The 13281-nt window shown below is 64.7% G+C and carries 10 protein-coding genes; all 10 read right to left on the bottom strand.

Features of this window, described 5'->3' with window-relative positions; all coding sequences use genetic code 11:
- Positions 1-45 precede the first annotated feature (45 nt).
- A complete protein-coding gene (locus ABF990_RS09765) occupies positions 46-1287 on the bottom strand; it encodes an amidase (RefSeq protein ID WP_415490781.1) in 1242 nt (413 codons plus the stop codon).
- Positions 1288-1392: 105 nt separating this feature from the next.
- Positions 1393-2151, bottom strand: a complete 759-nt coding sequence (locus ABF990_RS09760; RefSeq protein WP_415490780.1) for a class II aldolase/adducin family protein — start codon at positions 2149-2151, stop codon at positions 1393-1395.
- Between the two features lie 3 nt (positions 2152-2154).
- Positions 2155-3279 (bottom strand): ketopantoate reductase family protein, encoded by a 1125-nt coding sequence (locus ABF990_RS09755; protein ID WP_415490779.1) that lies wholly within the window; start codon positions 3277-3279, stop codon positions 2155-2157.
- A complete protein-coding gene (locus ABF990_RS09750; RefSeq protein ID WP_415500124.1) occupies positions 3279-4271 on the bottom strand; it encodes a PDR/VanB family oxidoreductase in 993 nt (330 codons plus the stop codon). Before ABF990_RS09750 ends, ABF990_RS09755 begins: the two co-directional genes overlap by 1 nt.
- Positions 4268-5038, bottom strand: a complete 771-nt coding sequence (locus tag ABF990_RS09745) for an SDR family NAD(P)-dependent oxidoreductase (RefSeq protein WP_415500125.1) — start codon at positions 5036-5038, stop codon at positions 4268-4270. The genes ABF990_RS09750 and ABF990_RS09745 overlap by 4 nt, the downstream gene beginning before the upstream one ends.
- The gene (locus ABF990_RS09740; RefSeq protein ID WP_415490776.1) at positions 5035-5508 is read right to left on the bottom strand and encodes an aromatic-ring-hydroxylating dioxygenase subunit beta; all 474 of its coding nucleotides are present in this window, start codon (positions 5506-5508) and stop codon (positions 5035-5037) included. Before ABF990_RS09740 ends, ABF990_RS09745 begins: the two co-directional genes overlap by 4 nt.
- Positions 5505-6800: an aromatic ring-hydroxylating oxygenase subunit alpha gene (locus tag ABF990_RS09735; RefSeq protein ID WP_415490775.1), complete on the bottom strand. Its 1296-nt coding sequence runs from the start codon at positions 6798-6800 to the stop codon at positions 5505-5507. Before ABF990_RS09735 ends, ABF990_RS09740 begins: the two co-directional genes overlap by 4 nt.
- Positions 6801-6907: 107 nt before the next feature.
- Positions 6908-8062, bottom strand: a complete 1155-nt coding sequence (locus ABF990_RS09730) for an acyl-CoA dehydrogenase family protein (RefSeq protein ID WP_415490774.1) — start codon at positions 8060-8062, stop codon at positions 6908-6910.
- Positions 8063-8228: 166 nt separating this feature from the next.
- Positions 8229-10622 (bottom strand): TonB-dependent receptor, encoded by a 2394-nt coding sequence (locus ABF990_RS09725; protein WP_415500126.1) that lies wholly within the window; start codon positions 10620-10622, stop codon positions 8229-8231.
- 231 nt (positions 10623-10853) lie between these two features.
- The gene (locus tag ABF990_RS09720) at positions 10854-12911 is read right to left on the bottom strand and encodes a PQQ-dependent dehydrogenase, methanol/ethanol family (RefSeq protein WP_415500129.1); all 2058 of its coding nucleotides are present in this window, start codon (positions 12909-12911) and stop codon (positions 10854-10856) included.
- Positions 12912-13281: the final 370 nt, after the last annotated feature.

Here is a 13281-nt window from a genome sequence, read left to right as displayed (position 1 = left end):
GGGAGCAGCCGCACTGCCAGCCCCTCGCCCGCCCTCAAGGCCGCTTCAGGCGGGCACGACCACGGGCGGGACCGGGCGGGGCGGCAGCACCGTTTCGGCCCAGGCGGCGTGGGCCAGAAGGGCTTCGTCCTCCCCGAAGGCGCCCAGAAGCTGCACACCTACGGGCAGCCCCGCCGCGCTGACCAGCCCCGGCATGGTAAGGGTGGGCAGGCGCAACAGGGTCCACAAACGGCTGAACAGCGGGCTGCCCGTGCCTTCGGTCAGCAGCGGGGCCACGTCGGGCGCGGCGGGGGCCAGCAGCACCGTGCCCGGCGACACCAGCTCGGCCATGCGGGCGCGCAGGTCCTGCGCACGGGCCAGGGCGGTGCGGTAGGTCGCGTAGGCAATGCCCCGCCCCGCGTCCAGCAGGGCCGAAATCTGTGGACTGAGCATGTCGCGCCGGTGCGTATATTCCCACGCCAGAGCCTGAACGGCCTCATAGCTCATGATGGTAATGTGCAGGTCAGCCGCATCGGCAAAGTCGCTCAGGTCGATTTCGACCACGTCCACCTGTGCGCCGAACAGGGTAGCGGCCTGTTCCAGTGCGGCCTGTGTGGCAGGCCCGGCCTCCGCCCAGTGGGGGGTGCGGCACAGGCCGATGCGCGCAGGCGCACGGGCGACAAGCGGGGTGGGGCTGGCGACCGGGCCCTTGAGCACACTGTCGGCCAGGGCAGCGGTTGCCACGTCGCGCGTCAGGGTGCCCAGCGTGTCGAATGAGGGGGCAAGGCTTTTGATTCCCGCCGCCGCATACCGTCCATAGCTGGGTTTGAAGCCGACAATTCCGCAATAGGACGCCGGGCGCGTGAGCGATGCCGCAGTCTGCGACGCAAGGCCGATATCGACCATGCCCGCCGCCACGGCCGTGGCCGAACCGGAGGACGACCCGCCGGGCGTGCGGGCATGGTCGTACGGGTTGACCGTAGCCCCGGCGCGAAAGAACGCGAATTCGGTCGTGACGGTCTTGCCCACGCAGACCGCGCCTGCCGCCCGCAGCAGGGTCACGCAGGACGCGTCCGAACGGGGGTGCCAGCCGTCGTAAATGGGGGAACCGTGACCTGTGGCGTAATCGGCGGTGTCGATAATGTCCTTCACCCCCACGCTCAGCCCGGCCAGCGGTCCCTGTGGCACGCTCAGCGCCTCGGCCCGGATGCGCACCGGGTCATAGGCCGTGAACGCACGCAGCACGGGCTCGCTTGTCTCGATACGCTGCACGAATGTTGCGGCCTGGCGCAGTCTGGCGTCATTCATCGGGGGTCGGCTCCTTGGTTTTCGGGCATGGCGGGCGGTGTGGAACAGGCGGTTGCTGGACGACGGGGCCGCCCGCATGGGCAGCCCGGCATACCGGCGCGGATGTCAGGCGTTGTCGCCGTGCCAGAGTGGGCCGCGTTCGCGCCGCATCTTGCGCACGGCGGCATCGAACATCTTGTCGGCGGCGTTGGTGGTGGACAGCACCCAGGCCGCGTCGCGCGCACAGGCCGCGCGGATGGTATCGCTGATGGGGGTGTCGGGGCCGGGGATCATGCCGGTATGGCACTGGATTTCGGCCGCGCGTTGCACGGTCCAGAGCAGGAAGAAAGCACGGGCGATATCGCTTTCACCCACGGCCACGCCATGGTTGCGCAGCACCAGCACGTGCCTGTCCCCCAGGCTTTCCAGCATGCGGGGGCGTTCTTCCTCATACAGGGTAATCCCCTCGAACGCGTGGTAGCCCACACGGCCGAAAAGCTGCGCACCGTAGAAATTGTCGTGGCTGAAACCGCCCTGCTTGACGGCCACGGCACTCACCTCGCTGGTGTGGGTGTGGATGATGCAGTGCACGTCGTCCCGCGCGGCGTGGATCGCACCGTGCAGGGCAAAGCCTGCCGGGTTGGGCTTGTCGGGCGCATCCGTTTCCAGCTTGCCGTCGGCGTTGACCACAAGCAGGTTCTCGGGAGAAATTTCGTCGTAATTCAGGCCGAAGGCGTTGACGAGGTAGCGCCTCGTCTCGCCCGGCAGGCGGACCGAAATGTGGTTGAAGATCATTTCCGTCCAGCCGAAGTAATCGACCAGATGGTAACATTCGGCAAGGCGCACACGCAGGCGCCATTCGTCTGAACAGATATCGGCCGTCATGACTTACTTCTCCCTGTTGGCGGCACTTTTGAAACGGGCCAGCCTTACGAGTGTTCGGGTTACGGGAACGGCAATGCCGTAAACATCGGCCAGGGCGATGACCGCATCGCCTATCGCGGCCAGTTCCAGGGGGCGGCCGCCCCTGTAGTCCTGAAGCATGGAGGTTTCGTGCCCGCCGGCCGCGGCCACCATGTCCAGCAGCTTTTCGGGGCCGAGGGTTCCGTGCAGGCCGCACGCGGCCCCCACCTGCAGGCCTTCGCGCGCGACGGCTTCGATCAGGGCGCGGGTCTGCTCCTGCGTGCCAAGCTGGCCCAGAGATGCCTCGCACACGACGGAAAGCGGGTTGGTCGCCAGATTGGCCACCAGCTTGTCCCATGCGGCACTGTAAATATCCGCACTGTGTTCGACCGCAATCCCCGCACGCAGCAACACGTCCAGTACCGCCGCCATGGCCGGGGCCGCCACACCGCCGGGTACGGCCGCACCCAGCACAAGCCGGGGCTGGCGCGCGCAGACCGCAACCCCCGGCTCGGGCATGGTGGAAAACACATAGGCCACACAGCCAAGAACCGCCCGCAGCGCGACACCACGCGCCAGAACCCCGCCGGGGTCCACGACGGGAGCCGCCGCACCGCATGACTGGTGGCTCCCATCGTGGAGGCTGCCATCCCGACCCTGCCGGCCGACCGGGATGGGCGTGCCCGAAGCGGGCGTGTCCAGACAGGGCTCCTCCAGACTGGACGCATCCAGACTGGGCGTGTCGGGCCCGGGGGTATACGCGCCGGGCCGCGCGGTCATCCACCATGGCACGCCGTTGACAATGGGCAGCACCAGTGTGTCCGGCCCGATTACCGGCGCCACCGCAGGCAGAACCGCGCCAAGCTGGTGCGACTTGACGGCCAGAATGACAAGATCGCACGCGGGGCCACTGGCCTGCGCCGCAGCCCTGGGCCTGCATGTAAAAGCACCGGCCCCGTCATGCAGGGTCAGCCCACCCGACTGCAGGGCGGCCAGCGTCGCTCCGCGCGCAACCAGCGCGACATCGGCCCCCGCGCGGGCAAGCATGGCGGCAACCGTGCCACCCACGGCCCCGATCCCCGCCACACAGACACGCGGGGCGCCAGACATCAGATATCCACAACCAGCAGCGGGCTGCGCGCGCGCGAACAGCACAGGGCGATCTGGTCCGTGCGTTCCTCGTCCGTCAGGTACTGGTCGCGGTGGTCGGCTTCACCCTCCAGCACGCTGACAACGCAGGTGCCGCAAATGCCCTGCTCGCAGCTCAGGGTGACTTTCACCCCGGCCTTGCCCAGGGCCGCGGCAATGCTTTCCTCCGGCCCGACCTCGACCCGAACGCCAGAACGCGCGGCCAGAACGCTGAACCCCTCGCCCCCGACCACCGGCTCGGCGGAAAAAGCCTCGCGGTGCAGGGTCTGCCCGGCATAGCCCAGCGCCTGCCCGGTTTCGAACACCGCATCCATCAGCCCCAGCGGCCCGCAGGTATAGACATGCGTGGACGCGATCTCCGCCCCCTGTGGCAACGCACCCGCCGACAGTGCCTGCGCCAGGTCCAGGCGCGGGGCGTCTGGCGTGCTACGGTCATGCACCACAACACGGTCCGCAAAAGGGGTTGCCGCCAGCACCTGCGCGAAAACCGGGTCCCGCGCGACGTAATGCAGCGTAAAGGGCTGCCTGCGATCATGCAGTTCGTAGGCCATGGCGATCAGCGGGGTCACGCCAATGCCCCCGCCCACCAGCACGGAATATGCCGCCCCCGTATCGAGTGCGAACAGGTTGCGCGGTGCGCCAATGGTCAGTTTGCGGCCCAGGCACACCTGATCATGCACCGCGGCCGACCCCCCGCGGGACGCCGGGTCGCGCAGCACCGCCAGACGGTAGCACGACCGTTCGGCCGGGTCGCCGCACAGGGAATACTGGCGGATCAGCCCGTCGCCCAGAACAAGGTCGATATGCGCCCCGGCCTCCCACGCGGGCAGGTCCGCACCGTCGGGCAGGCTCAGGCTGAACAGCAGCACGTCACCCCGGCGTTCGGCGGCTGTAACTTCTACCTCCAGGCTCTGGCCGGGCAGAATGGCGGCGGATGCGCAGGGCTGGGTCATCGCATGTAAAGTCCGCTGTTGATGTCGATAATCGAACCGGTAATGGACCCCGCATCAGGCCGGGCCAGTTCGGCCACCATGCGCGCTACGGTCTCGGGGCTGCCGGGCTGGCCGGTCGGCAGGCCGGACAGCACCCGGGCGGCGTTTTCCGCCCCGATGGTGGCGGCGACCGAGGGCAGGTCTAGCGGGCCGGGGGCAATGGCGTTGACCGTAATGCCGTGCGGGGCAAGGTCACGGGCGAAAACCTTGGTCAGCGTATGCACCCCGCCCTTGGAGGCCGCGTAATGCGCCCCCGTGGCGGTGCCGCCGTTTTCCCCCGCGAGAGACCCCATATTGACGATCCGCCCGCCCGCATTGGCCGCCCGCAGCCGGCGTGCAAAGCGCTGGCACCCCAGAAACGTGCCGCGCAGATTGACCGCGATAATGGCGTCGAACGTGTCCACACCGATATCGAGCACTTTTTCCGCCTTCATGACAGCGGCGTTGTTCACCAGCAGCCATGGCAGACCGAAGGTGGCCTCCACCGCGTCCAGCCCGGCTTCCACCGCGCGTTCACTGGTCACGTCCATGGCCACGGCCATGGCCTGCGGCCCCAGCGCCGCAGCCGTTGCCTGGGCGGCGGCTGCGTTCACATCCGCCACCGCGACACGATACCCGCATGCGACCAGATGGGCCGCGATACAGGCCCCCAGCCCGTTGGCACCCCCCGTTACCAGGGCAACGGGCAGGGCTACAGGCGCTGTGCCAGAAGGTGCCGTGGCGGTCACAGGATATAGCTCACGGCGGTCAGCGCCTCGGTCGAGGTCAGGAGCCTTACGACCTTGCGCCCGATCCTGAGCCCTGCCTCCGTGCGGACCAGATCGAAGGTGACATTGGCGGCGTAGTAGCGTTCACGCCCCTGACGCAGTTCGATCAGCAGCTGCGCGCAGCGCAGGGTGCAGGCATCGGCACCTGTGTCGAGCAGGCGATAGCGCGAAAGCAGGCGGACCGTGCGGGCCGGAGGAGCAGCCGAAATGGCGCGCCCCCCCAGCAGGCGCTGCACGCGCTTTTCCCGCATTTCGGCATTGTCGTAGGCATAATTGAGAATATCCTCGAAATCGTCCGTATCGGGGTCGATCGGCACGATATACAGCCCGTCCTGGGTGTAGAGGGACAGCCACGGCGTAAAGTCGCCATGGTCGAGCATATCTGCCTCCAGCGTCACAAGCTCGACGGCTTCGTTCAGCGTAATGCTCATGCCACGGTCTCCCTTTCTTCCGCGCTGCGGGCTGCGTTCACATCCGTCATGGCCGCCAGCCACTGCCTGTAGGCCGCCCGCATGCCGGTTTCGGCGCTGACATCGCTGAACAGGTTACCGTCTTCACGCCGGGCTTCATGCCCCAGCCCGCGATTGAGCAGAATGGCGATGTCACGCCCGGCCAGCGAACCCCGCTGCACGCGGTCCCAGGCCTCGGCATCGTCAGGGGAACCAAAGCCCATGGGCCCCTGGAAATGCTCATGCAGGCGCAGGCGCATGTCGTTGCCCAGCTTGGGTCCGCCATCCATGCCGATGGCGATATGGCGGATTTCGGTCTCGGTCACGCTGAGCGGACGCAGGACGCGGAAAAACGCCATGGAACATGCAAGATTGGGAAACAGGTTGAGGTTGAACCCAGACCCGCCGACCGCGCGCACGATCCTGCGCACCTGCTCGGGCGGATAGTCCCTGGACAGACATTCGGCCAGTTCCATGAACCGTTCGGGAATGGGGGCGTCCAGATCGGCTTCGAGATCGACCAGTTCGGGGATCATGACCATGACGGAATGGCCGTGGCCCAGATCCTCGACATAACCTTCGCCCTCTACAAAGTCGAAGGTGTTCTGCGTTTCCCCGTCCACGGAATCCAGGAAGGATTTGTGCACGATGGGGAAATGGTAGGCATCGGTCGTGTTTTCGAGCTGGATCTTCCAGTTGCCCGGAAAGGTGAACTTGTGCTCGCCCATGGTCTTGACCGGCCACCCGGCCCCCTGCTTCATGAACAGGTCGATCCACGGCTTGGCGCGGCCCAGCCACGCGTCCAGCGGCATGATATCGGCATCGAACGTCGCAAAGATCAGGCCGTTATATTCTTCCACCCGCAGCGAGACGAGCGGGTATTTCGCCTTGTCGAGCTGGCCCGAATACCCGTCCTGGAACGGCACGCCGCGCAGTGCGCCGTCCAGCCCGTAAGCCCAGCCGTGATAGGGGCAGACAAAGCTTGCCGCCTTGCCGCGCTTGTGTTCGCACACGGTCGCACCCCGGTGGCGGCAGCGGTTGAGCATGACATGCACATCCCCCTTGCGGTCACGCGTGACCACAACAGGATGCGCGCCGACAAAGGTGGTGATGAAACTGCCCGCCTCGGGAATGTCGCTGCGATGGGCGACCCAGATCCAGTTGTGCATGAAAATGCGGTCCATTTCCATGTCGTACAGATCGGGGTTGGAGTAGATGGAACCGTCCGCGTAGTCCGCGTTGACAAGGCTCCTTGGGTCGGGGAGTGTCGTCATTGGCTGTCGTCCTTGCTCTTCTTGCCCCTGAACCCCTGCGGGCGGACCGCGGTGTTCAGGAAAATCTTTTCCGGGGTGGCGTATCCAGACCGTTCGCGGGCGGCCGCTTACGGGTAGCCCGGCCTGTCGCCACGACCCAGCATGACACGCCCGGCGGCCTCGTAATTGCCACGGGCCATGAACGCGTGCTGCGCCACCACTGCGCAATCCTGGAAGCAGCGGCCCAGAATATTGTCGGAGCGTACGGCGGCGATCCCACCAAGGCTGAAACAGTCCCGCGCCACATCGAACGCGGTCTGCGCACCGTGTGTTGCGGCCAGCCGCACCTTGTTGGCCTGCTTGTCGGATATGGTCTCGCCCGCGCAGAGCTGGCCCCAGACCTCCCGCGTCACGTCATAGAAAAAAGCGCGGGCCGCACTCAGCCGGGCTTCGGCCTGGCCAAGCACCCCCTGCACGAAAGGCCTGTCCCCCATGACGGGTGCGCCGGTAATGGAGCCGCGACCGTCCGCCATGGTCCGGGCCTCGTCAATGGCGCGGCGGGCACAGCCCAGCCCCACCACGGTCAGCACCTGCGCCGCCAGACCGAGCGAGGGGTAGGCATAGATCGGCGCATCCAGGCTGGGTGCGCCACCGCGAATGAAGGTCCACTCATGGGGCACGAACACATCGTCCACCACCACGTCATGACTGCCGGTACCCGCAAGACCGATCGTGTCCCATGTCTCGTCGATCCGCACGGAGGAACGCGGCATGACGGCGGTGCGCGGCAGGCCACCGCTTTCGCCCTCGACCGCGATGCCCACACCGATCAGCGAGGCGCCGGGGCAGCCACTGGCATACGGCCAGCGACCGCTGACCATGAAACCGCCATCCACCCGGCGGGCCTTCTGCGGCGGGAAGATCGCCCCCGCAAACACGACATCTGGGCCGTTGGCATAGAGTTTTTCCAAGGTCGGGATCGGCAGCGCGGCAAGATAGGTGGCCGAAACCCCGAAACTGGCCACCCACCCGGCGGAGGCGTCGGCCTGGGCGATGGTTTCAACCAGTTCGAGAAAAGTCATGGGCGAGACTTCAAGCCCACCAAAGCGGCGTGCCACCAGAGCGCGGTAGACACCCACCGTCCTGAACTGTTCGACAACAGGCTGGGGAATACGCCGCGCGGCCCGGAATTCGAGCGCCCCGGCACGAATGGTGGCAAGCAGCCCCTCCAATGCGTCACCGGTCTGAAGCGCGTGTGGAGCCGGAAGAGTGTCGTTAAGCATTGTATCCTGCCTGCCTCGCTCCGGGGTGCGGCGAGCGTCGCCCCCTTTCGTTCCATGCGGCGCACCACCCGCGACCCGTGTGGCGGCCATGTCCTGATGTACCGACAATTTGTTTCCTTTTCAAGTAACTTTTTGTGTTTTTGGGGGTGCCGGAACACCCCCGCCATCAGAAGGAAACACCGCCCTGAATGTACCACTGGCGGCCGCGATCAAAGGATTTCTGGAGGTTGCCGAAGCTGCCGGAATAGCTGCCCCATGCCATGAATTTCTCGTTCGTGGCGTTGTCCAGCCCGGCCATGAAATTATAACGCCCGCTGGCACTGACCCAGCGCGCGCTCATGTTCACGGTAATGTATTTGGGCTGCATGAGCTGCGCATACGGAATGGAGTTGAGGTTGGCGTTGTAGCGCGAGCGATATGTCGCATCGACACGCGGCGTAAGGGTCCCGGCCTTGCCCAGATCGATCGCCTTGGCCAGGCCGAGATTGGCCGTCCATTTGGAGACAAGAACGAACGGACTGCTCAGGGTCAGGCCCTGCACGCCACCGTTGAGCTTCGTGTAATGCGCATCCGTCATGCCGACAGACCCGATAGCGGTCCAGCCATCGCCAATGGCATACTGGCCTTCAAGTTCGAAACCGGGAATACGCGCCTTGCCTGCGTTGGTGTAGTACGGGCCGATATGGGTTTCATCCGCGACCAGAAGCTGCACGTCGTTATAGAATGTGTAAAAACCTGCGGCGCTGACACGCAACCTGCGATTGAGACCGTAGAACTTCAGCCCGCCTTCGAACGAGTTGACGCTTTCAGGCCGGAACGCCGGCGGAGAGGAGGCAATATTCGTCAGACGCTGCGTAAAGCCGCCCCCCTTGAACCCCTGCGAGAACGTGGCATAGGCCATCAGCTCATGCGTGACCTGGTACGCCACATTGACCATGGGCGTCCAGCGCGCATTGTTGTTGTGGTAGGTCTGGTAAGGCACGATACGGGTGCCCGGCGGAATGGTGACATACGGTGCGCGAGCCGAGGTATAGAACTGGTTGGGCGTGAAGCTCTTGTTGTCTTCGGTATAACGCACGCCAGCCGTGACATGCAGCTTGGAAGTAATGTCGTAGGTGGCCTGCGCGTATGCGGCGTAATTGGTGTCGTGGAAATAGCCGCCGCTTTGCAGGCTCAGCAGATAGAACTGCGTGGGGTTCAGATCCTGGCCGGACTGGTTGAAGTAATACACGCCCACCGCGTAATGCAGGCGGTTACGCAGCGCGCGACCGTTGACCTGGAATTCTTCCGAAAACTGCTTTTCGGCATAATTGTCATAGACCGCATTGATTCCAATGGGAGAAGAATCACGATCCTGCGCGAATTTGCCGAGGCTTTTTCGATATCCGGTAATGGATTTAAGGTCGATGTAATCGGTCAGGTGGTAATCGATCGTGCCGGTGGTCGACCAGCTTGTCAGGTTGGAATAATCTGGGTCGGTGCCGTAGTTGGTGTTCTTGCTGTAATAGCGCGAATTGTAGCACCCCGACCCCGAACAGTTGTTGAGCGTGCCGCCGGCATTGGCATTGTTGATGCTAATCATGGTGGCTGGCGACAGCACGCCAGTCGTGACATAGGGCGCGCCGTTGCTGCGGTCACGCGTCCAGTCGCCGCGCAGAACGATATCGAGCTTCTCGACCGGATGCCATCGCAGCGCACCTTTGAACACGCGGCTGTCCTGGTTACCCAGAGACCGCGCGTTTTTCTGGTACGGCGCATTGACGTAGCCGTCCTGCATGAAACTGCCGACCGAGAAATTGGCATAAAGGTTCTTGGCGACAGGCGTGTTGACGAACGCCCGCACGTTGATGCGGTTGGCCGTGCCGTATTTGACATCGGCCTTGGCAGAAAGGGTCTCGTTCGGCGTAAGGGAGGACACCGAGACCGCACCACCAATGGTGTTACGCCCGAACAGCGTGCCCTGCGGGCCACGCAGCACCGAGACATCGGCAATATCGACCATGCTCAGCACCGCGCCCACGGGGCTGCCGACATACACGCCATCGACATACATGCCCACGCCCGGATCGACCCCGAAGGAGAAGTCGGTCTGGCCGATCCCACGAATGAACACGGCCGAGGCGTTGGCAACACCGGAGTTGGACGCCACGTTGCCGAACGAGATATTGGGCGCGAAATTCTGGATTTTATCGAGCGAGGTAATGCCGCGTTCGGTAAACTGCTGACCGGACATGGTTGTCATGGAAATAGGCGTACGCTCGAGGCGTTCGCTACGCCGCCGGGCATGCACCATGACGTCTTCCAGACCGGTGCTGCGCAGGGCGGCTGTGTTCTTCGGCTTCCGCCCCGCCCCTGCCGGCGCAGCGGCAGTGCCGGCAGGTGACGTTGCCGCCGTTTTCGCACCTGTGGCAGCGCCGGTTTTATGGACAGATGCCGTCGCGGCCTTGCCCCCCTTCGTGCGTGAAGCAGCCGTTGTCGCCGCGGACGCCGCATCGAAAGCAAAAGCCAGCGCCAGCACCGAACAGCCGGACTTCAGCACCGGCGCCCTGAGGGTAACCATAGAAGGGAATACCGCAGGAAGCACACCCTTCCTTGCCCGATTTATCCACATCTTTCTTGTTTCCTCACTAACCCGCCGACCGACCGGCGGGTATCAATCGATACGATAAGGCAATGATGTATCCTGCCGCCGAGCCTTTCCAGCAAAAAAGGGTTCGACGATTGCCTGTAAACAGAAAATATTATGTGAAAAGGAAACTGATATGTCCAGCAGTTTCCTTTCGATTCTGTACTATTTTTTCGCGGATGATCCAGCGGGCAGCGCCATCGCGCGGCTGATCAGGAACTGCCGGATCTTTTCGATATCCTGCGCGGCAAGAACACTGGAAAACCCCACCATGCCATAGGCGGTCAGCGCCCCGCGCCCCACCACGGCCTCGAACCCGTCGCGCGTGGCCAGTGCGCCGGAATACCGCAGATCGGGCAAAACGCCGCCACCCACGGCGTTATCGCCATGACAGGCCAGGCAGTAATGCTGGTACAGATCATACCCGGCGGGCACCTGCGCGGGGTCGGCGGTCTGGGTCATGCGCACCGGCAACTGCCCGGTGCGGGTTTCCGCCGGCAGGCGGGCCTGCCCGTCCAGTGCGAACACCAGCAGCCGCGAGTGGTTGATGCCGGGGTTACGGTACCGGGCCAGCGCACCGCCCATAAGCGGGAATACCCCGCCCCATCCGGCTTCCACCGCTACATACTGCCGCCCATTCACCGCATAGGACACGGGCGGGGCGACAATACCGGTATGGGCGTCAAAATGGTACAGCACCGCGCCAGTGCGCGCGTCATACGCTTCGAAGCCGCCGGTGGCGAGCCCCTGGAACACCAGATCGCCCGCCGTGGCCAGCACGCCGCCGTTCCAGGCCGTGTCATGTTCCACCCGGAACGCTACCTTGCCAGCCACGGGGTCCCAGGCTTCGAGCCAGCCTTTTACCCCTTTTGTCACGGCGTCGATCACGGCAGGCACGTCGGGCAGGCCCGCCATGTCGATACCCAGATTGACGCCCATGCCATGCAGGCGAAAGCCTTTTTCCGATTTGAACGGCTCGGGCAACTGCTGGGCGGGAATATAGACGTAACCCGTTCTGGGGCTGTAGGCCATGGGCGCCCAGTTATGTCCACCCAGCGAGCCGGGAATACCCATCCAGGTCTGCCCGGTCAGCGACCACAGCGCATCGGGCACGATCACCGGACGGCCGGTCAGCGGGTCCACCCCGCTGGCCCAGTTGAGAAATGTGTAGGGTATGGCGGAAACGAATTCCCCGGTTGCGGCATCGAGCAGATAGAAAAAACCGTTCTTGGGGGCCTGCGCCAGCAGGTGACGCCGCACGCCGCCCAGTGTCAGGTCCAGCACCATCATGGGCTGTGAGGCTGTAAAGTCCCACTGGTCCATGGGTGTTTCCTGAAAATGCCAGACATATTCGCCTGTTTCGGGGCGAATGGCCACAATGCTGCCCAGAAAGAGGTTGCTGCCAATGCCGTTGGAGCGGACCTTGTAACTCCATGGCGATCCATTGCCCACGCCCAGAAAGACCAGATCGGTCTGCGGGTCGTAGACGATGGAATCCCAGACGGTGCCGCCACCGCCCGAACGGGTCCAGGCGCCGGTTGGGCTCCAGGTCCGGTAGGCCTTGCGCGCCAGCACGGTATCGGACACGGTCCCGTCGGGGCGGTTATCGGGGGCGGGCACGGTGTAAAAGCGCCATTTGAGCACGCCGGTCCGCGCGTCGAACCCGGACACAAAACCCCGCGCCCCGAATTCGGCCCCACCATTGCCGATCATGACTACGCCCCTGGCCACGCGGGGGGCGCCGTCAATGGTGTAGGACCGTATGCCGCCCAGACTGGCCCGCGCGGGAATGGTGTCGACACTCCATAGCTGGTGGCCTGTTCTGGCATCCAGCGCGATCAGCCGGCCGTCGAACGTACCGACATAGACACGGCCGTCCCAATAGGCGGCCCCGCGGTTGACCGTATCGCAACAGCCTTTGGCGGCCACATTGCCGGGCACACGCGGGTCGAACTGCCACAGCACGGCCCCTGTCGCGGCGTTCAATGCCTCGACCTTGCTCCAGTTCGTGGTGACATACATGACACCATCCACGATCAGGGGCGTGCCCTCCTGCCCGCGAAACGTGTCAAAATCCTGATACCAGGCCAGACCCAGACGCCCCACGGTTTTCGTGTCGATCTGGGTCAGCGGGCTGTAACGCTGCTCGGCCGTTGTGCGGCCATGCTGCGGCCAGTCCTGGTCGGGCACGGGCAGCCCACCCGCCGCAAGAGCCGCCGCCATGGCTGGCGTGCCAACCGGGTTGCCAAGCGGATTACTGGCCGGATTACTGACCTGATTGCTGGCCGAATTACCAGCTCCCCCGGCCAGCAAACCGCCACGCGGGGCGGCCTGGGGGGGAACCAATGGGGTAGCCGAAGGAATAGGCGACACACCTGCGGCGGCGGGGGCATGGCCCGAGGCAGCGGCGGCATGCGCCGCACCCCACACGGTACCCTGCCCCCCACTCCAGCCCGCAACCAGCGACAGACATGCGACAACGCCCGTCACGCAGCGCAGGGGCTGCGCCAGCAGGCCGGACCGCCCTGCCGCGTATTCGGAAAGAGAGCTGTTTTTCAAAATCTTTTTCCGTGCATTGCGCATGAGCCGCATC

Source organism: Acetobacter sp. (assembly GCF_047723915.1).
Taxonomy (GTDB): domain Bacteria; phylum Pseudomonadota; class Alphaproteobacteria; order Acetobacterales; family Acetobacteraceae; genus Acetobacter.
Note: the sequence above shows the minus strand (reverse complement) of the source record. Positions and strands in the feature narration are given on the sequence as shown.

Bases quoted from the DNA above. Each gene is read 5' to 3' on its own strand.
- ABF990_RS09725 (WP_415500126.1), bottom strand. From the start codon at position 10,622: ATGGTTACCCTCAGGGCGCCGGTGCTGAAGTCCGGCTGTTCGGTGCTG.
- ABF990_RS09755 (WP_415490779.1), bottom strand. From the start codon at position 3,279: ATGTCTGGCGCCCCGCGTGTCTGTGTGGCGGGGATCGGGGCCGTGGGT.
- ABF990_RS09730 (WP_415490774.1), bottom strand. From the start codon at position 8,062: ATGCTTAACGACACTCTTCCGGCTCCACACGCGCTTCAGACCGGTGAC.
- ABF990_RS09760 (WP_415490780.1), bottom strand. From the start codon at position 2,151: ATGACGGCCGATATCTGTTCAGACGAATGGCGCCTGCGTGTGCGCCTT.
- ABF990_RS09765 (WP_415490781.1), bottom strand. From the start codon at position 1,287: ATGAATGACGCCAGACTGCGCCAGGCCGCAACATTCGTGCAGCGTATC.
- ABF990_RS09735 (WP_415490775.1), bottom strand. From the start codon at position 6,800: ATGACGACACTCCCCGACCCAAGGAGCCTTGTCAACGCGGACTACGCG.
- ABF990_RS09750 (WP_415500124.1), bottom strand. From the start codon at position 4,271: ATGACCCAGCCCTGCGCATCCGCCGCCATTCTGCCCGGCCAGAGCCTG.
- ABF990_RS09740 (WP_415490776.1), bottom strand. From the start codon at position 5,508: ATGAGCATTACGCTGAACGAAGCCGTCGAGCTTGTGACGCTGGAGGCA.
- ABF990_RS09720 (WP_415500129.1), bottom strand. From the start codon at position 12,911: ATGGCGGCGGCTCTTGCGGCGGGTGGGCTGCCCGTGCCCGACCAGGAC.